Origin of the sequence: Dactylosporangium sp. CA-139066 (genome assembly GCF_050936175.1) — a bacterium.
Lineage (GTDB): Bacteria > Actinomycetota > Actinomycetes > Mycobacteriales > Micromonosporaceae > Dactylosporangium.
On record NZ_JBNJNH010000001.1, the window covers coordinates 1,391,442 to 1,408,551 of the forward strand.

19 protein-coding genes are annotated in these 17,110 nt (G+C 72.9%); 10 read left to right on the forward strand and 9 right to left on the reverse strand.

Annotated elements, in window-relative coordinates:
- Positions 1–274 precede the first annotated feature (274 nt).
- The 4 genes from ACQEVU_RS06595 to ACQEVU_RS06610 all read left to right on the forward strand — a co-directional run bounded on the left by ACQEVU_RS06595 (position 275) and on the right by ACQEVU_RS06610 (position 3,647).
- Positions 275–919 (forward strand): SigE family RNA polymerase sigma factor, encoded by a 645-nt coding sequence (locus ACQEVU_RS06595; protein WP_433321634.1) that lies wholly within the window; start codon positions 275–277, stop codon positions 917–919.
- Positions 849–2,036 carry a hypothetical protein gene (locus tag ACQEVU_RS06600; protein ID WP_433321635.1) on the forward strand — a complete coding sequence of 396 codons (1,188 nt, stop codon included), beginning with the start codon at positions 849–851 and terminating at the stop codon, positions 2,034–2,036. The genes ACQEVU_RS06595 and ACQEVU_RS06600 overlap by 71 nt, the downstream gene beginning before the upstream one ends.
- Positions 2,037–2,299: 263 nt before the next feature.
- A complete protein-coding gene (locus tag ACQEVU_RS06605) occupies positions 2,300–2,554 on the forward strand; it encodes a hypothetical protein (protein ID WP_433321636.1) in 255 nt (84 codons plus the stop codon).
- Between the two features lie 109 nt (positions 2,555–2,663).
- The gene (locus ACQEVU_RS06610; RefSeq protein WP_433321637.1) at positions 2,664–3,647 is read left to right on the forward strand and encodes a helix-turn-helix transcriptional regulator; all 984 of its coding nucleotides are present in this window, start codon (positions 2,664–2,666) and stop codon (positions 3,645–3,647) included.
- Positions 3,648–3,689: 42 nt separating this feature from the next.
- Here ACQEVU_RS06610 and ACQEVU_RS06615 read toward each other — a convergent pair whose 3' ends face one another.
- Positions 3,690–4,253: an NADPH-dependent FMN reductase gene (locus ACQEVU_RS06615; RefSeq protein ID WP_433321638.1), complete on the reverse strand. Its 564-nt coding sequence runs from the start codon at positions 4,251–4,253 to the stop codon at positions 3,690–3,692.
- Between the two features lie 165 nt (positions 4,254–4,418).
- On the opposite strand from ACQEVU_RS06615, the gene ACQEVU_RS06620 reads away from it, so the two are divergent.
- The 3 genes from ACQEVU_RS06620 to der all read left to right on the forward strand — a co-directional run bounded on the left by ACQEVU_RS06620 (position 4,419) and on the right by der (position 7,129).
- Positions 4,419–5,006: a MarR family winged helix-turn-helix transcriptional regulator gene (locus ACQEVU_RS06620; RefSeq protein ID WP_433321639.1), complete on the forward strand. Its 588-nt coding sequence runs from the start codon at positions 4,419–4,421 to the stop codon at positions 5,004–5,006.
- An 81-nt stretch (positions 5,007–5,087) separates the two neighbouring features.
- Positions 5,088–5,759 carry a (d)CMP kinase gene (gene cmk / locus ACQEVU_RS06625; RefSeq protein WP_433321640.1) on the forward strand — a complete coding sequence of 224 codons (672 nt, stop codon included), beginning with the start codon at positions 5,088–5,090 and terminating at the stop codon, positions 5,757–5,759.
- A gap of 5 nt (positions 5,760–5,764) precedes the next feature.
- Positions 5,765–7,129 carry a ribosome biogenesis GTPase Der gene (gene der / locus ACQEVU_RS06630; protein WP_433334830.1) on the forward strand — a complete coding sequence of 455 codons (1,365 nt, stop codon included), beginning with the start codon at positions 5,765–5,767 and terminating at the stop codon, positions 7,127–7,129.
- Between the two features lie 264 nt (positions 7,130–7,393).
- Here der and ACQEVU_RS06635 read toward each other — a convergent pair whose 3' ends face one another.
- The 3 genes from ACQEVU_RS06635 to ACQEVU_RS06645 all read right to left on the reverse strand — a co-directional run bounded on the left by ACQEVU_RS06635 (position 7,394) and on the right by ACQEVU_RS06645 (position 9,869).
- The gene (locus ACQEVU_RS06635; protein WP_433321641.1) at positions 7,394–7,675 is read right to left on the reverse strand and encodes a hypothetical protein; all 282 of its coding nucleotides are present in this window, start codon (positions 7,673–7,675) and stop codon (positions 7,394–7,396) included.
- Positions 7,676–7,845: 170 nt separating this feature from the next.
- Complete coding sequence (locus ACQEVU_RS06640; protein ID WP_433321642.1) at positions 7,846–9,198, reverse strand: ferredoxin reductase family protein; 1,353 nt, start codon at positions 9,196–9,198, stop codon at positions 7,846–7,848.
- The gene (locus ACQEVU_RS06645) at positions 9,195–9,869 is read right to left on the reverse strand and encodes a RibD family protein (protein WP_433321643.1); all 675 of its coding nucleotides are present in this window, start codon (positions 9,867–9,869) and stop codon (positions 9,195–9,197) included. The genes ACQEVU_RS06640 and ACQEVU_RS06645 overlap by 4 nt, the downstream gene beginning before the upstream one ends.
- Positions 9,870–9,905: 36 nt before the next feature.
- On the opposite strand from ACQEVU_RS06645, the gene ACQEVU_RS06650 reads away from it, so the two are divergent.
- Positions 9,906–10,226, forward strand: a complete 321-nt coding sequence (locus tag ACQEVU_RS06650; RefSeq protein WP_433321644.1) for a hypothetical protein — start codon at positions 9,906–9,908, stop codon at positions 10,224–10,226.
- A 1-nt stretch (position 10,227) separates the two neighbouring features.
- Here ACQEVU_RS06650 and ACQEVU_RS06655 read toward each other — a convergent pair whose 3' ends face one another.
- The 5 genes from ACQEVU_RS06655 to ACQEVU_RS06675 form a co-directional block, all read right to left on the reverse strand.
- Positions 10,228–10,860, reverse strand: a complete 633-nt coding sequence (locus tag ACQEVU_RS06655) for a GTP cyclohydrolase II (protein ID WP_433321645.1) — start codon at positions 10,858–10,860, stop codon at positions 10,228–10,230.
- A 9-nt stretch (positions 10,861–10,869) separates the two neighbouring features.
- Positions 10,870–11,949, reverse strand: a complete 1,080-nt coding sequence (locus tag ACQEVU_RS06660; RefSeq protein ID WP_433321646.1) for a lysylphosphatidylglycerol synthase transmembrane domain-containing protein — start codon at positions 11,947–11,949, stop codon at positions 10,870–10,872.
- A 117-nt stretch (positions 11,950–12,066) separates the two neighbouring features.
- On the reverse strand, positions 12,067–13,197 hold the full coding sequence (locus ACQEVU_RS06665; RefSeq protein WP_433321647.1) for a glycosyltransferase family 4 protein: 1,131 nt from the start codon (positions 13,195–13,197) through the stop codon (positions 12,067–12,069).
- A complete protein-coding gene (locus ACQEVU_RS06670) occupies positions 13,194–13,592 on the reverse strand; it encodes a 6-pyruvoyl trahydropterin synthase family protein (RefSeq protein WP_433321648.1) in 399 nt (132 codons plus the stop codon). Before ACQEVU_RS06670 ends, ACQEVU_RS06665 begins: the two co-directional genes overlap by 4 nt.
- A 13-nt stretch (positions 13,593–13,605) precedes the next feature.
- Positions 13,606–14,574 carry a zinc-dependent alcohol dehydrogenase gene (locus tag ACQEVU_RS06675; RefSeq protein ID WP_433321649.1) on the reverse strand — a complete coding sequence of 323 codons (969 nt, stop codon included), beginning with the start codon at positions 14,572–14,574 and terminating at the stop codon, positions 13,606–13,608.
- A 126-nt stretch (positions 14,575–14,700) separates the two neighbouring features.
- On the opposite strand from ACQEVU_RS06675, the gene ACQEVU_RS06680 reads away from it, so the two are divergent.
- Both ACQEVU_RS06680 and ACQEVU_RS06685 read left to right on the forward strand, forming a co-directional pair.
- Positions 14,701–15,411, forward strand: coding sequence for a CDP-alcohol phosphatidyltransferase family protein (locus tag ACQEVU_RS06680; protein WP_433321650.1), 711 nt, complete (start codon positions 14,701–14,703; stop codon positions 15,409–15,411).
- Positions 15,411–17,090, forward strand: coding sequence for a sulfatase-like hydrolase/transferase (locus ACQEVU_RS06685; RefSeq protein ID WP_433321651.1), 1,680 nt, complete (start codon positions 15,411–15,413; stop codon positions 17,088–17,090). Before ACQEVU_RS06680 ends, ACQEVU_RS06685 begins: the two co-directional genes overlap by 1 nt.
- Positions 17,091–17,110: the final 20 nt, after the last annotated feature.

The following is a 17,110-nucleotide window of genomic DNA, read 5'->3' on the forward strand; positions in this document are numbered from 1 at the left end:
CGCCAGCCACGGTCGGAATTCGCGTCGGACCCGAGTGCGATTGCATCCGGTGGTAATTCCGACACCGATCGCCGATCGGCCTAGCGCAATGCGCCGCACGCTGCCGCGATAACTGTGCGTGACGGCGCTGAAGTCCACCGGAAGTACCAACTTTGTGCCGTAAATGCCCGTTCGAGGGCGCCTCGATGCCTTTTGCCGGAAATAAAGCCGAAAACCGTGTGCAACCCTTCGCTCGGCCGTGACGTCTACCCCGGAACGAAGGGAGCCCGGACGGGTGAACCAAGACGACGAGGCGCATTTCCGCGAATTCGTCACCGCGCGATTCGACGGTCTGCGCTCGCTCGCCTACCTGACGTGCGGGGACTGGCACGCCGCCGAGGACGCGGTCGCCGCGTCCCTGGCCAAGCTGTACGTGCGCTGGAAGAAGGTCGACACCCCGCTGGCGTACGTGCGGCGGGCGATCGTGCACGCGCTGGTCGACGAGAGCCGTCGGCCCTGGCGGCGGCGCGAGCGCTCGGCGGGGTACGCGCTGCCGGAACTGCCCGGCCCCGACCACGCCGACCAGGTCGACGAGCGGCTGCGGATCCGCGCCGCGCTCGCCCGCATGGCACCCGGCCAGCGCGCCGTGCTGGTACTGCGGTACTACGAGGGACTGAGCGTTGAGGAGACCGCCGAGGTGCTCGGCCGCCAGCCAGGCACCGTCAAGAGCCAGACCGCGAGGGGGCTCGCCGCACTGCGCGCCCTCCTCGGTTCGGAGGAGCTCCGTGTCGCGGACGACCCTCCGGACGGCGCTGCAGCGAGTGGCGTCGGGGTCGCTCTCGGTTACGACAAGGACGGGAGGGAAGGGCATGGACCAGGATCTGCGCACGCTGCTGACGTCGGTTCGGGACGACGCGCCGCCACCGCGGCTCAGCGTTGACGACATCACGGCCGCCGGCCGTGGTCTGGTCCGGCGCCGCCGGCGTCTCGCCCTGCTGTCCTCGGTCGGCGGCGGCGCGGTCGTCGCGGTCGCGGCCCTCGCCGCCGCCTTCGTGCTCACCGGCTCGCCGGGCGCGCCGCTGACGCCGGCGGTCGACCCGAGCAGCCTGGCGAAGATGGCCGCGTCCCCGGTCCCGACCGCGTTCGCCGAGGCGCCGCCGTTCGTCACGACCTATCGCGGGTACACCGCCGGCTCCTTCGTCGTGAGCGACCCCGATCTGGTGACCAACGCCTACCAGCAGTCGTCGATCGCGGCGCGCCCCGCGCCGTCGCCCGCCGGCGCGCGGCCCTCGCAGCCGGCGGCCGACCCGCTGGTGAGCCGGGACCCGGCGGGCCTGCTGCGCGGGGGGAGCCTGGTGGTGTACCGCCCGGGCGTCTTCGAACCGACGATGTTCCTCAAGGCGCAGCAGCGGGTCTCGACCCGCTTCGGCCCGGCCCTGCTCATGTACTCGGGCGCCAACAGCGCGCCCACGATGTCGGCCAACGACAGGGCGCGCATCGAGAAGCAGATGCAGCCCGAGGTGCCGGCGCTCGCGTGGCAGTACGCCGCCGACTCCTGGGCGGCCATCTACTGGTCCTCGTGGGAGACGGTCCCCCAGCAGGACACGCTGGTGGCGATCGCCGACGGTCTCATGCCGGCCGCGCCGCGCGAGTTCCCGGTCGGCTTCCAGCACGGGTCCCTCCCGCCCGGCTACCAGCTGCTCTCCGTGAGCTACGGCGTCGAGTTCGGCTACGGCAACAGCATCTACTCGGCCGTCCGCCTCACCCCGAAGGTGCCGAAGGGGACGCTGCTCGCCCCGTACGACTTCGACGCCGTGCCCGCGCTCACGATCACGGTCGGCCGCGCCGACGCCGGCACGAAGGCGGCCGGCACCAGCTGCCCCGACGTGACCAGCTGCACGCGGATTCTGCCCGGCGGCGGGACGTACATCAGCGTCGGCATCAGCGGCATCAAGCTCACGACGGCGTTCCAGCTCAGCCAGATCTCGCTGGGCGTCAAGCCCCAGAACCCCGACGACACGTCGGCCTGGCCGGCCGCGGTCAAGGTGTTCCCCTAGCGCAAGCCCGCCCGCCCGTGGCACGGCGACCGGCCGTGCCGCGGGCCTTGCCGGAAAAGGTACGTGCGCGGGCGGCCGGTGGGCTGCTACCGTCTCCGCATGCGTTTCTGAGCCCATCGACGCCGCGCGCGCCGCCGCTGACCGCTCTTGCGGTGCAACCGGCCGGCCCCCGTTGTGGGTTCATCACTCCCCGCTTCGCGTTCCGCGCGGCCGCAACCTGTCCGTTTGCCGCCCATGCACGTCCCGCGAAGGAGACGCTCGCCATGCCTGCCGTAAACCGTTCCGGTAAGTCCGCCGACGACAATTCCGCACCGTCCGCCGAGGCCGAGACCGAGGCGGTCGCGGAGGCGGAGTCCGAGGCGACCGAAGAGACCAAGCCGGCCAACCCGCTCGAGGCCATCCGCCGCGCCCAGGCCAACCGCTCGCTGCCGCCCACCGGGGGTGGTCGTGGCGGCCGTGGCGGCGGCGGCAAGGGCGCCAACCCGCAGGCCCCGCGGATGTACAACCGCCACAAGTAAACGCGCATATACGAAAAGTCGGATAAGTCCGGCCGCGCCAGCGGCCGGACTTATCCGTACCCGAGGTTGCGGACAGGAGCTGTCCGGTTCTGCGGCGATACTGGACGCCATGTTGGAGACCTCGGCCCGGCTGCTCGCCCTGCTGTCGCTGCTGCAGGCCCGCCGCGACTGGCCCGGCCGCACGCTCGCCGACCGGCTCGAGGTGAGCCCGCGCACGGTACGGCGCGACGTCGACCGCCTGCGCGAGCTCGGCTACCCGGTGCAGGCGACCCGCGGGCCCGACGGCGGGTACCGGCTGGACGCCGGCTCCGAGCTGCCGCCGCTGCTCTTCGACGACGACCAGGCCGTGGCCGTGGCGGTGGCGCTGCAGACGGCGACGGTGGCCGTGCAGGGCGTCGAGGAGGCCGCGCTGCGGGCGCTGGCCACCGTGCGCCAGGTGATGCCGGCCCGGCTGCGGCACCGCGTCGACGCGCTGCAGGTCACCCGCATCGTGAAGAACAGCTGGCGCGAGGCCGACATCGACGCCGAGCACCTGCTGACGATCGGCTCCGCGGTCCGCGCCCGCGAGGTGCTGCGGTTCGACTACGCCGGGCGGCGGGAGATGGCCGCGGGCCCGGGCGAGGCCGGCCCGCCGCGGCGCACGGAGCCGCACCATCTCGTCACGTGGGGCGGGCGCTGGTACCTGGTGGGCTGGGATCTGGACCGCCGGGACTGGCGCACGTACCGCGTCGACCGCATGACGCCGCGTGCGCCCAACGGGCCCCGGTTCGCCCCGCGGGAGCTGCCGGCGGCGGGCGTGACCGAGTTCATCGCGGAGCGGTTCGAGCGGCAGGACCCGCTGCCGTGCCGCGGTACCGCGATATTCATGGCACCCGCCGCGGCCGTGAACGACTGGAGCCGCGGCCAGGCCATCGTCGAGGACATCGGGCCGGACCGGTGCCGGGTGAGCGCCGGCTCCTGGTCGTGGACCGGCCTCGCCGCGTTCTTCGGCATGTTCGACGTCGACTTCGAGCTCGTCGGCCCGCCCGAGCTGCTCGCGGCCGCGGCCGGCCTGGCGGACCGCTTCGCCCGCTCCACCCGGCCCGCGACCTAGCCGGAGAGACCTCCCTCTTGCCCTCCGGCCGGGTCGAACCGGTCAGGCCTGGTTGCGCACCGTGGCCAGCGCCTTGCCCCACGCGACCGTCTGGTCGATGACCGTGCCGAGCGTGGCCTCGTGCTGCGGGCCCGGCTTGAACACGCTGAAGTTCTCGAAGTCGGTGAACAGCGACAGCGCGACCTGGGCCCGCACGTCGGCGATCTGCAGCTCGGCCGCGATCAGGCGCAGGTGCTCGACCGCCCGCGTGCCGCCAGCGGAGCCGTAGCTGACGAAGCCGGCCGCCTTGTTGTTCCATTCGGTATAGAGAAAGTCGATGGCGTTCTTCAGGGCGCCGCTGGTCGAGTGGTTGTACTCCGGCGTCACGAAGATGTAGGCGTCGAACTCGGCGATCTTGGCCGACCACTGCTTGGTGTGCTCGTTGGCGTACCGGCCCTGGGACGGCGGGATGGCCTCGTCCAGGTGCGGCAGGTTGTAGTCGAGCAGGTCGACCAGCTCGAACTCCGCGTCGCCGCGGCGGCTCGCGATGTCGTACACCCACTTGGCCACGGCCTCGCCGTTACGGCCCGGGCGAGTGCTGCCGAGGATGATTCCGACCTTGGTCATGTCCGTCGTTCCTCTTCCTGAAGGGGTTGAGACCCCGAAGGGGGAAGGCCACCCGCGTAAGGGTGACGTGTCACCGTGGACCATAGCGCACGATGACGGTGACATGTCACCCATCATGGCGTGAGATCAAGGTGACATGTCACCCATGACCGTAGACTGTGTGCTGTGACGGAACCGGACTGGCTCGACGAGCGCGAGCAGCGAGCCTGGCGCGGGTACCTCGCCCTTCACGCCGAGATCCAGCGCCGCGTGGCGCGGCAGCTCCTGCGCGAGACCGGCCTCACCGCCGCCGAGTACGCGGTGCTGGTCAGCCTGTCCGAGGCCCCCGGCGGCCGCCTGCGTGTGTTCCAGCTGCGCGCGGCCGCGGAGTGGGAGAAGACGCGGCTCACGCACCAGATCACGCGCATGGCGGCCCGCGGCCTGGTGGCCCGCGAGCCGTGCGTCGACGACCCGCGCGGCGCCTTCGTGGTGCTGACCGAGGCCGGCTGGGACGCGGTCAACAACGCGGCGCCGCGCCACGTCGCGCACGTCCGGCACTGGTTCTTCGACGCCCTGCAGCCGGATCAGGTCGACGCCCTGATCGAGATCTCGCGCACGGTGCTGGCGCGGCTGCCCGAGGCCGACCGCGTGATGGGCGAGCCGTGCCACGAGGACGCCGGAGCGTGCGGGCCGGGGCTGATCGAGGCGGTCGACCTGACGCCGACCGAGGCCTGTGATCCGGCGCCGACGGGGTGTGACGACGGCCTCCCGTGAAGGGTGGTCATCGTAGGGTCAAGTACTGTTTTGAAGGGCTTCATCGAGTCAAAGGGCTTATATCGAGTCGGAGGAGACGGCGTGCACGACGAGGGCCGGCAACTGGTGGTTGCCGTCGACGGGCCGTCCGGCTCAGGCAAGTCCACGATCTCGCGCCGGGTCGCCCAGGCGCTCAACGCCCGCTACCTGGACACCGGCGCGATGTACCGCGCGGTGACATACGCGGTCCTGCGTGACAACGTCGACCTGAGCGACGCCGTCAAGATCGCCGCCGTGGCCGAGGACGTCCAGCTCACGATCGGCACCGACCCCGCGGCGCCGCACATCAGCGTCGACGGGACCGGCGTCGACCGGGAGATCCGCGGGCCCGAGGTGACGCAGGCGGTCTCCGCGGTCTCGGCCGTGCCCGCCGTGCGCGCCCTGCTCGTCGCCCGCCAGCGGGCGATCATCGCCGAGGCCGAGCGCATCGTGGTCGAGGGCCGCGACATCGGCACGGTCGTGGCCCCGGAGGCCGACCTGAAGGTGTACCTCACCGCCGACGCCGCCGAGCGCGCCCGCCGACGCAGCAGCGAGAACGCGACCAACCAGGCCGCCACCGCCGCCGACCTCGAGCGGCGCGACCGCCTCGACTCGACCCGCGCCGCCGACCCGCTGCGTCAGGCCGAGGACGCCGTCGTGCTCGACACCACCGCGCTCGGCATCGACGAGGTCGTCGAGCGCGTGCGACGCATGCTCGACAAGGTGACGGCGTGAACCCGATGCCCGCGGAGGTCTCCCACGAGGCCGTCGACGCCGAGCCGGAGATCGAGCTGAGCCTGCCCATCGTGGCCGTCGTCGGCCGACCCAACGTCGGCAAGTCCACCCTGGTCAACCGCGTCCTCGGGCGCCGGCAGGCGGTCGTCGAGGACGTCGCCGGGGTCACCCGCGACCGGGTCGCCTACGACGCCGAGTGGTCCGGGCAGTCGTTCACGATCGTCGACACCGGCGGCTGGCTGCCCGACGCCCGCGAGCGCGCCAAGGCCATCGCCACGCAGGCCGAGATCGCCACGCAGACCGCCGACCTCGTGCTGTTCGTGGTCGACGCCACGATCCCGCCGACCTCCGACGACGAGGCGGCCGTGCGCATGCTGCGCCGCGGCGGCCGCAAGGTCATCCTCGTCGCGAACAAGGTCGACAACGACCGCATCGAGGGCGAGATCGCCAGCCTGTGGGGCCTGGGCCTGGGCGAACCGTTCCCGATCTCGGCCCTGCACGGCCGCGGCGCCGGAGACCTCCTCGACAAGATCCTGGAAAACCTTCCAGAAGCCCGTCCTGCTGTACGTCGTGAGGCCGGCCCTCGCCGCATCGCCCTCGTCGGCCGCCCCAACGTCGGCAAGTCCAGCCTGCTCAACAAGCTGGCGAAGGAGGAGCGGGCGGTCGTCGACTCCGTCGCCGGCACGACCGTCGACCCCGTCGACAGCCTGGTCGACTTCGGCGGCGAGACGTGGCACATGGTCGACACCGCCGGCCTGCGCAAGCGGGTGTCGCACGCGAGCGGCACCGAGTACTACGCCTCCCTGCGCACCAACGCCGCGATCGAGGCCGCCGAGGTCGCGATCGTGCTCCTCGACGCGAGCGAGGTCATCTCCGAGCAGGACCAGCGCATCATCTCGATGGTCATCGAAGCGGGCCGCGCGCTGGTCATCGCCTTCAACAAGTGGGACCTCGTCGACGAGGACCGCCGCTACCAGCTCGGCAAGGAGATCGACCGCGAGCTGCGCCGCGTCCCGTGGGCGGTCCGCGTCAACGTCTCGGCCCAGACCGGCCGCGCGGTCGACAAGCTCGCCCCCGCCCTGCGCACCGCCCTGGAGAACTGGGAGCGCCGCGTCCCGACCGGCCAGCTCAACCAGTGGCTCACCGCGCTCGTGCAGGCCACCCCGCACCCGGTCCGCGGCGGCCGCGCCCCGCGCGTGCTCTTCGCCACCCAGGCCGGCGTCGCCCCGCCGAAGTTCGTGCTCTTCACCACGGGCGCGCTGGACCCGGGTTACGTCCGGTTCGTCGAGCGCCGCCTGCGCGAGGAGTTCGAGTTCACGGGCACCCCGATCCACATCACGGTCAAGCCGCGCAAGAAGAACAAGAAGTAGCGCGCCTACGCGCGTTCGCCCGCTACGCGCGTTCGCCCGCTACGCGCGTTCGGTGCCGAGCCGGTCCGCGAGCACGGTGAGTCGCTTGGCGTTCGCTCGCTACGCGCGTTCGCTCGCTACGCGCGTTCGCTCGCTACGCGCGTTCGCTCGCTACGCGCGTTCGCTCGCTACGCGCGTTCGCTCGCTACGCGCGTTGGTCGCTACGCGCGTTGGTCGCTACGCGCGTTGGTCGCTACGCGCGTTGGTCGCTACGCGCGTTGGTCGCTACGCGCGTTTGGTGCCGAGCCGGTCCGCCAGCAGGGTGAGTCGTTCGGCTTGCTGCTCGATCGCGCGGGCCATCCGCCGGTCGTTGACGTCGGCGACGCGGTCCCCGAGCATCTCCGCGTACCCGCGGATCGGCGCCAGCCCCGACCGCAGCACGAACGAGAGATCCTCCGGCGCCTCGTGCACGTCGGGCGCCGCCGTCGCGATGGGCCGCTTGCGCGGCGTGAACGCCTCGGCGAACACGCCCAGCACCACCAGCACCACGAACACGGTGAGTCCCAAGGTGTACCCCCTCCGGCGCCGGCGGCCGTCGCGGCTGAGTTCGGCGCTTGGGTACCGTCCGTAAGCGCCTGACACCGAAAGGCACCCGGCCCGTCCCACCCTGAACCCGCCGTGCCCCTCGTTCGCCGCCCTCGCATGCCCGATGTGCTGACACGTGGGCCTTCGCGGGCTCAGTCGGCCAGGGCGAAGATCTCGGCGTGCAGCTGGGTGCGGGGGACGCCGAGGCCGCGCAGGGTCGCCAGGACCGCGTTCGTCATCGCCGCCGGGCCGCAGATGTAGACGTCGCGCCGCATCAGGTCGGGGACCAGCGCCCGGAGGTGCTCCGGGCCGAGCGGGGTGGGCGTGGTGTCGCGCGTACGGCCCGTGACCAGGTGCAGCTCGGCGCCCTTGGCCGCGGCCAGCTGACGAAGCTCACCGAGCAGCGGTGCGTCGGTTTCGGAGCGTGCGCGGTACAGCACGATGATCGAGCCCTCGAGCTCCTCCAGGAGCGACCGGATCGGCGTGACCCCGACGCCGCCGGCGATCAGCAGGGTCGCCGGTTGCGTGCGGTGCCGGCTCGTGAACGCACCGTACGGGCCCTCGACGAAGACGCGCGTGCCGACCCGCAGGTGGCGCAGCCCGGCGCTGCCCGAGCCGACCGCCTTCGCGGTGAGCCGCAGGCTGCGCCCGTCCGGGGCCTTGGACAGCGAGAACGGGTTGACCTGCCACCAGCGGCTCGGGGTCAGGAACCGCCACAGCATGAACTGCCCGGCCTCCGCCGGCATCCGGTCCAGGTCACGCCCGGTGACGTGCACCGACACGGCGTCGCCGGACTCCGGCACGACCGCCGCCACGCGCAGGCCGTGCCGGGCGTTGCGCCACAGCGGCAGCGCGATGCGGCCGAACAGGAACGCGCCGATCGCGACCGTCCACAGCAGCACCCAGTAGACCTTCGCCCACGTGGCCGGCTGGGAGATCGGGTTCTCCACGCTCTGGTGCACGATCGCGAACCCGACCACGGCGTAGGTGCCCAGGTGCAGCGCGTGCCAGAGCTCGTACGGCAGGCGGCGGCGCACGGCCCGTGTCGAGGCGAGCACGACGAGCAACAGCAGGGTGCCCGCGATGACGCCGGCGAGCGTGCCCAGCGAGCCGAGCCACTTGTCCACCAGGGTGGCGAAGGACCAGTTGCGGATCCGCGCGTACGCCCACGAGGCCAGCGTCGCGTGCACCGTCACCGTCCACGCCAGCGTGATCCCGACCCAGCGGTGCCAGGCGGTGAGCTGCCCCAGGCCGAGCCGCCGGTCCAGCCACGGCACCCGCGCGACGAGCACGAGCTGTAACGCCAGGGCCACCGCGGCGTGCAGGCCGAGGAACCGCCCGGCCGAGAGCATCGGCTCCGGCGTGCCGGCCGCGGTGAAGAACAGGATCTCGACGACGACGGCATTGGCGAGGGCGACGGCGAGTATCGCCGCGGTGGCCCGCTGGGGCCCGGTCCCTAATCGGCCGCGGGCGGCCCCGGCGTGCTGCGGCGTGACGGTGGTCATGTGGCCTCGAATCGGTCGGACAGCGCGTACCGCAACAGCACTACATCGTCCATCTGGCGGACCTCGACCATCGTCGCACGATGCCCGGCGTTCCAGGGAAAACGCCCGTCCCCGACGAAGCGCGGCGCCCGCGCGTCGCCGACGAAGAACGGCGCGACCACCAGCTGCAGCTCGTCGACGAGCCCGGCGGTCAGGAAGGTCGTGTGGATCGTGCTCCCGCCCTCGACCAGCAGCCGGCGTACCCCGCGCGCGGCCAGGTCCTCGAGCGCGAGCCCGAGATCGACCGGCTCGCCGCCGTCGACCACCGTGGCCCGCCCGCCCAGCCGCTCACGGTGATGGCACGCCGTGGTCGTCGCGCAGTACACGATCTTGTCCGTCTCGCCGTCGGTGAAGAACCGTGACTGCGGGTCGACATCGCCGTGACCGACGATGGCGACCTTGGCCGGCAGCGGCGGCAGCCCGTTCTCGGCCCGCCGCTCCCGCCGCTCGGCGGCGCGCACCATGAGCCGCGGATTGTCGCGCCGGATCGTGTTGGCCCCGACGAGAATCGCGTCGCACTCGGCCCGCATGGCATCGACCCGGTCGAGATCCTCGCTGTTGGACAGCACGAGCCGCTCGTCGGTCGCGTCGTCGAGGTAGCCGTCGAGCGACATCGCGCAGCTCAGCAGCACGTACGGCCGCTCGCGCGGAGCAGTCGCAGCGACACGTTGTGCTACCGCGGCGCCCCATTCGTCATCGCCATCGCCGCGCACACGCTCAGCGCCGCGACGCGCACGCTCGGCCACGCCACGCTCGCGCCCCGCCCCGCCGTCTTCGTCCCCCGCGGCGCCGCGTTCTGGCCGTGGCTCGCCGTGCTCGCGGACAAGTCCGGCGGGTTCGCGGCCGGCGTCCGGGTCGCGCGCGGGAGCGTCGGCGTCGCGGCCGGCCGGGTCGTGGCGACCGAAAGTGGTCGCTGCATCGCGGAGCGCGACCATGCCGGGTGCCCGCTCCTTGCGGGGAGTCGCCGCCACGTTGCGCGGCGGCGCTGACTCACCTTGCCGCGGCACGGTTCGCCTTTGCCGCCAGGTACCCGGCGTTCGCCGGGCTCAGGAACACGCCGGTCGGCACCACGCTCGCCACCTTGACGCCGAGGCGGTCGAGCTGGTCGGCCTTGTCGGGGTTGTTGGTGAGCAGCGCGATCCGCGGGACGCCCAGCGCGTCGAGCATCTGGGCCGCCGCCGAGTAGTCGCGCTCGTCCTCCGCGTGACCGAGGGCGATGTTCGCTTCGTACGTGTCCAGGCCGGTGTCCTGCAGCGCGTACGCGTCGAGCTTCGAGTACAGGCCGATGCCGCGGCCCTCCTGGCGCAAGTACAGCAGAAAGCCGCCCTTGTCGGTGATCCGCTCGATCGCCTCGCGCAGCTGCGGGCCGCAGTCGCAGCGCTGGCTGCCGAAGATGTCACCGGTCAGGCATTCGCTGTGCAGGCGGACCAGTGGGGCGGCGCCCCCGTCGGCGCTGCGGCGCAGCGCGGCGGCCCAGTCACCGAGCCCGAACGCGACGTGCTCGCGCCCGTCGACGAGGCCGTTGAACGAGAACAGGCGGGCGGTGGTGGTGTACCCGTCGAGGAGGCGCAGCGGCACGGTCACCTGCGTGCGCATCGTTGCCCCGGGCAGAGTTTCGAACATCCTTCTCCTTCAGCTGGCCACGGCGCGTCGGCGGAAGAGCAGGACCGCGACGCCGGGAAGGCTCGACACCAACACCAGTACCCCGTAGACGGTCGCCGTTGCGACTCCATCGGCGGCGCTCAGTCCGGCGGCGCCGAACGCCCAGGCGGCGACGCCCTCGCGGGGGCCGAAACCGCCGATGTTCGCCGGCACGCCCATCGCCAGCAGCGCCAGCAGCGTCAGCGGCAGCAGCTGGGTCGCGGGGGCGGTCAGGCCGGCGGTGCGCGCGGCGACCAGGAACGTGACGAGGTGACCACCGACCGCAACGGCGGAGAAGAACACGACGCCGGGCCAGACGTGCCGGGTGAGCAGCACGCGGCGTACATCGGTGCGCACGGTCCGTACCGCCCGCCGCCAGCCGGCCGGGCCTCGACGCCCAGCGACGAGGGCGAGCAGCGCGAACACGGCCGCGGCGGCGCCGAGCACGAGGGCGATGCGGGGCACGTACGCCCGCACCGGCGACGGCAGCGCCCAGAGCAGCCCGAGCGCGAGCGCGCACTGCACGACCTGCCCCGCGCTGCGCTCCCACACGACGGCCCGGATCCCGCGCCCGAGATCCCCGCGCTCCCGCCCGTGCCCGACGGCCCGGTCGACGTCGCCGAGGACCCCGCCCGGCAGCGTGGAGTTGATCAGGACGGCGCGGTAACAGTCCGCGACCGCGGTGCGCAGCGGCAGCTGCAGCCCGAGCCCGCGCGCGACGATCCGCCACCGCCAGGCGCACGCCACGATGGTGGCCGCCCCGACGGCCAGCGCCACGCCGAGCGCCCACGCGTCGATCATCCGCAGCCCGGCCAGGAACGGCCCGCTCCCGAGCCGCCACACAAGCAGCCCGAGCACCGCAACGCCGCCGATCGTGCGCACCAGCCCCCACGGCACCCGCACCCGCGTCCGCCCACCACCCGCAGCGCCGACCCGGGCGTCGCCGTCCACCCCGTCCGCCGCCCGGTCGTCGCTGCCGAACGGAGTCGGCGGTCGATCCCGGCCCGCGGGCGTGGCCGCCGTCGTGGCGCCCGCGAGCTCGGGGCGCGTAGCGACGTCGGGGCGCTGCATCGGCGGGCTCCTTCAACGGGGATCGCGTTCAACGGGGATCGCGTTCGAGGGATCTCTCTTGTCATACGCCGAGATGGGCCGCCGGGTTCAGATCCGCGTCCGCCGCGCCGCCGAATGTCAGAAAGCAATCATGGAAGCCGGAAGATTGCGCAGCGTGTCGGCGATGATGCCTGCCGTAACGGACCAGTCGGTAAGGGTCGAGCGGCGGGAAAGTGCCGCGGCGCGCAGGGTCTGTCGCAGGGTGTGGTCGCCGAGCCAGCGTTCGAGGGCGGCGGCCAGCGCCTCCGGGTCGTCCGGCGGGACCAGCAGGCCGGGGACGATCCCGGTCTCTGCGCGGCCGACGGCGTCCGGCAGGCCCTTCGCCGTGGTCGCCAGGACCGGGATGCCGCGGGCCAGGGCCTCGGCGGCGACCATGCCGTACGTTTCGCCGCGCGACGGGTGGACGAGCAGGTCGGCGGCGGCGTACAGCGCGTCCAGCGAGGCGCCGGTCCGCGGGCCGGGGAAGTGGACGCGGCCGGTGAGGGCCGCGGCGTCCACGCGGGAGCGCAGGGCGCGGACGAAGGCCGGGTCGCGGTCCAGCGCGCCGGCGCAGACCCAGGTCCAGTCCCGAGCCCATCCCGGCGGACGACCACGTGCCCGGCCGGCGATGCGGGTCAGGGCCTCGACCAGGACGTCCTGGCCCTTGTGGGGGCCGAGCACGGCGACGCTCAGCAGCGCGCCGCCGGTCCCCGTGCCCGGCGCGACCGCGGCGGCGGCGACGCCGGGGGTGGCCACCGTGACGGGCGGGAGGGGGTACAGCTCGATGAGGCGCCGCCGGGTCCACTCGGAGGTGGCGATGACCGCGGTCGCGGCGCCCAGCGCGCGGCGCTCGCCGGGGCGGGCCGCCGCGTCGGTGTCGCCGAAGGGCATGTGCACGAGCACGACCAGGCGCAGCCGCCCGGCGTGGGCCGCCATCGTGTCGGGCGCGGCCGAGGCGACCAGGCCGTCGACCAGCACCGGCGAGCCCGTGGGCATCGTCGTCAGCCGCCGGCCGAGCGCCGCCAGGTCGTCCGGCGACGGGGCGGGCCACGCGCCGCGGGCGGGGTGCTCGCGGACCGACCAGCCGAGGGCGGCCAGGCCGGTGCAGACCTCGCGGTCGTACCGGTTGCCGCCGCTCGGGCCGGTGGGGTCGTCGATGTCGTTGGGCAGCACGACATCGACGGACCACGGTGTGGCGGCCACGTCGACGGACGACGCTGCGGCAGTCACAGAGGGCGCTCGTACGTGGCCCAGGCGATGTGGGACTCGCGCAGCGTGACCGAGATGCGCTCCAGGCCGCCGGCGCCGGTGCCCAGCGCGCCGGCCGCGACCCGGGCGGCCAGGCGGTCGGCGACCACGGCGGCGAGCATCTCCGTCGACGTGTTCACGCCGGCGAAGTCCGGGTCGTCGTCCAGGTTGCGGTAGTTCAGGGCCGACAGGACCCCCTTCAGCTCCTCCGCCGCGAGGCCGATGTCGACCACCAGGTTGTCGGCGTCGAGCTCGGAGCGGAAGAACGTCACGTCCACGACGTACGTGGCGCCGTGGAGGCGTTGGGCCGGGCCGAAGACCTCGCCGCGGAAGCTGTGGGCGATCATCATGTGGTCACGGACGGTGAGGCTGTACACGCTTACGGGCTCCTCAGGTGTAGGTGATGACGTGGCACAGGGCCGGCAGCGTTCCGTCCGCCAGTCGTGACAGGACGCTCGGCAGATCCTCGAACGGCGACTCGCCGGTGATGAGGGCGTCGAAGGCCTCGTCGCGCAGCAGGCGCAGGGCGAGGGCCAGGCGGTCGGCGTACGTGCGGGTGGACGCGCGGGCGGGCGAGACGGTGCCGACCTGGCTGCTGCGGATCGTGAGGCGGCCCGAGTGGAAGGCGCCGCCGAGGGAGACCGCGACGGGGCGGTCGCCGTACCAGCTGAGCTCGATCACCGTTGCCTCCGGGCGCAGCAGCTCCAGCGAGCGCTGCAGGCCGGCCTGGGTGGCGCTCGCGTGGACGACCAGGTCGCGGGAGCCGGAAGCGGTGTCCGGCGAGGCGAACGTCACGCCCAGTGCCTCGGCGATCGCGCGGCGCGACGGGTCGGTGTCGACCAGCTCGACCTCGGCGCCGGGCACGCTGCGCAGCAGGGCCGCCACGCAGCAGCCGACCATGCCGGCGCCGAGCACCGTCACCCGGTCGCCGATCAGCGGGGCGGCGTCCCACAGGGCGTTGACCGCCGTCTCCACGGTCCCGGCGAGGACCGCGCGGCGCGGTGGCACGCCGTCCGGGACGGGGATGACCGATTCCTGCGGTACCACATAAGCGCTCTGATGCGGATAGAGGCAGAACACCGCGCGGCCCAGGAGGGCGGGCGGGCCGGCCTCGACCACGCCCACGTTGAGGTAGCCGTACTTCACCGGGAACGGGAAGTCGCCCTCCTGGAACGGCGCGCGCATGGCGTCGTGCTGGTCGGCCGGGACCCGGCCCGCGAACACCAGCGTCTCGGTGCCGCGGCTCACACCCGAGTAGAGCGTGCGCACCAGGACCTCGCCCTCGCCGGGCGCGGCCAGCGGAGCCGACCGGATGTCGCCACCGGAACCGGTGGCCCAAAAGGCCCGGGCCTCACGCACCGCGGCCTCCCTTCAGACAACTGTCCCTCAACCGGGGACTCCGGCGAGATCGAACCGTCACGGCACCGTACGCGTATGCATTGTCGGGTCCATGGTCAGCAACCACACCACGTACACGGAGCGATGATGCCGAGGGTTCGAACCGGTCCGGTCACAGGCCTGATCTTCCACGTCGCGGTGCTGGCCGTCCTGGCGGCGAGTGCCGGGCTCGGCACGGCCGGTTGGGTGGTCGGCCTGAGCAGCGGGCTCGTCACGTTCGTGGCGCTCGGTCACGGGCTGCAACGCTCCGGCGCGCAGACGTTCGGGGCGGCGAACTGGGTGACGGCCACCCGGGCCGGGCTCGTCGGCGGCGTCGCCGCGCTGACCGCGGACTCCTTCACCCGGCCCGCGCCGGTGACGGTGCTGTGCACGCTCAGTGCGATCGCGCTGGCCCTCGACGCGGTGGACGGCAACGTCGCGCGGCGTACCGGCGGCGTCACGCAACTCGGGGCGCGCTTCGACATGGAGACCGACGCCTGGCTGATCCTGGTGCTCAGCGCGTTCGTCGCCGAGTCGGTCGGGGCCTGGGTCCTGGCGATCGGGGCGATGCGCTACGTGATCTGGCTCGCGACGTCGCTGGTGCCGTGGCTGCGCGGGCCGGTCCCGCCGCGGTACTGGCGGAAGGTGGTCGCGGCGATGCAGGGCGTGACGCTGGCGATCGCGGCGTCGGGCCTCCTGCCGCCGGCGGTCGCGACCGCCGCCGTGGCCGTCGCGCTGCTGTTCCTCGTCGAGTCGTTCGGCTCCGAGGTGCTGTGGCGCTGGCGCCGGCAGTCGCTGCGGGTGGCGGTGTCATCCTGATGGCCATCGACACCGCACTCGAAACCACCGAGCCGGAACCGGCCGCGCCCGAGAAGAAGTCCCGCGCGCGAGCCCGTGCCGGAAGCGTCCTGCGATGGATCGGGACGGTCCTCGGGGCCGCGGTCGTGTACTTCACCCTGGTCAGCCCCGACCGCCTGACCGAGTTCAGCCTCGGCGCGTTCATCCGCATCCCGATCGAGGGGCTGCTGCTCGTCGCGCTGTTCCTGGCCGCGCGGGGGCACTGGCGAACCGCCGTGCTGAGCGTGGCCGGCGTCATCCTCGGCGTGCTGGTCATCGTGCGGCTGTTCAACCTCGGGTTCTACACCGCGCTGTCGCGGCCGTTCGACCCCGTGCTCGACTGGGTGCTGTTCGGGCCGGCGTTCGGGCTCGTCAGCTCCTCGCTCGGGCGGCCCGCGGCGATCGCCGTCGCCGTGGTGCTCGGGCTCATCGTGCTCGCCGTCCCGGTCGTCATGACACTGGCGCTGCGCCGGCTCGGGCGCCTCGCGCTGCGGTACCGGAAGGGCACCACCCGCGCCACCGCGATCCTGGCCGGCGCGTGGGCCGTGCTCGCGCTGTTCAACGTGCAGGCCGCGCAGGGGCTGCCGGTCGCCTCCGACGGCGCCACCGGCACGCTCGGCGACCAGGTCGCGCTCGTGCGGCGCGACATCAACGACGGCAAGAAGTTCGGCTCGCAGGCCGCCGTCGACGCGTTCCGCGACGTGCCGGGCTCGCAGCTGCTCACCGCCCTGCGCGGCAAGGACGTGCTGTTCACGTTCGTGGAGAGCTACGGGCGCGACGCGGTGGAGAACCCGCAGTACGCGCCGCAGGTCGACGCGACGCTCGACCAGGGCACGCAGGCGCTGGCGGCCAAGGGCTTCGAGGCCCGCAGCGCGTTCCTGACCTCGCCGATCACCGGCGGCGGCAGCTGGATGGCGCACGAGACGATCCTGTCGGGCCTGTGGGTCGACAACGCGCAGCGCTCCGAGACGCTGCTGGCCAGTGACCGGTTCACGCTCAACGCCGCGTTCCGGCGGGCCGGCTGGCACGTGGCCGGGATCATGCCGGCCAACGACCGGGACTGGCCGGAGGGCAAGTTCTTCCAGTACCACGAGCTGTACGACTCCCGGACCATCGGCTACAAGGGCCCGAAGTTCAGCTACGTGCCGGTGCCGGACCAGTTCACGCTCGCGGCGTACCAGCGGCTGGAGCGCGGGCCGGGCCACCCGCCGACGTTCACCGAGATGCCGCTGGTGTCCAGCCACGCGCCGTGGACGCCGATCCCGCAGCTGGTCGGCTGGGACGAGGTCGGGGACGGGACGGTGTACAGCTCGATGAGCACCGCCGGCGACCCGCCGGACGTCGCCTGGCGCACGTCGGAGAAGATCCGCACCGCGTACCGCAACTCGATCGTGTACTCGCTGAGCAGCCTCATCTCGTACATCCAGACGTACGGCGACGACAACCTCGTCGTGGTGTTTCTCGGCGACCACCAGCCCTCCCCGATCATCGTCGGCGACCAGGCCAGCCACGACGTGCCGATCACGATCGTGGCCAAGGACCCGAAGGTGCTGCAGCGCATCGACGGCTGGGGATGGCAGCCCGGCCTGCGGCCCGACCCGAAGGCCGCCGTGTGGCCGATGAACGCCTTCCGCGACAGATTCCTGACCGCGTACCAGTAACCCGTGGTCCGTATGCTCAA

Excerpts from the sequence above, each read along its gene's own strand:
- ACQEVU_RS06600 (WP_433321635.1), top strand. The coding sequence starts at position 849 with ATGGACCAGGATCTGCGCACGCTGCTGACGTCGGTTCGGGACGACGCG.
- ACQEVU_RS06605 (WP_433321636.1), top strand. The coding sequence starts at position 2,300 with ATGCCTGCCGTAAACCGTTCCGGTAAGTCCGCCGACGACAATTCCGCA.
- ACQEVU_RS06610 (WP_433321637.1), top strand. The coding sequence starts at position 2,664 with ATGTTGGAGACCTCGGCCCGGCTGCTCGCCCTGCTGTCGCTGCTGCAG.
- ACQEVU_RS06615 (WP_433321638.1), bottom strand. The coding sequence starts at position 4,253 with ATGACCAAGGTCGGAATCATCCTCGGCAGCACTCGCCCGGGCCGTAAC.
- der (WP_433334830.1), top strand. The coding sequence starts at position 5,765 with ATGCCCGCGGAGGTCTCCCACGAGGCCGTCGACGCCGAGCCGGAGATC.
- ACQEVU_RS06640 (WP_433321642.1), bottom strand. The coding sequence starts at position 9,198 with ATGACCACCGTCACGCCGCAGCACGCCGGGGCCGCCCGCGGCCGATTA.
- ACQEVU_RS06655 (WP_433321645.1), bottom strand. The coding sequence starts at position 10,860 with ATGTTCGAAACTCTGCCCGGGGCAACGATGCGCACGCAGGTGACCGTG.
- ACQEVU_RS06660 (WP_433321646.1), bottom strand. The coding sequence starts at position 11,949 with ATGCAGCGCCCCGACGTCGCTACGCGCCCCGAGCTCGCGGGCGCCACG.
- ACQEVU_RS06680 (WP_433321650.1), top strand. The coding sequence starts at position 14,701 with ATGCCGAGGGTTCGAACCGGTCCGGTCACAGGCCTGATCTTCCACGTC.
- ACQEVU_RS06685 (WP_433321651.1), top strand. The coding sequence starts at position 15,411 with ATGGCCATCGACACCGCACTCGAAACCACCGAGCCGGAACCGGCCGCG.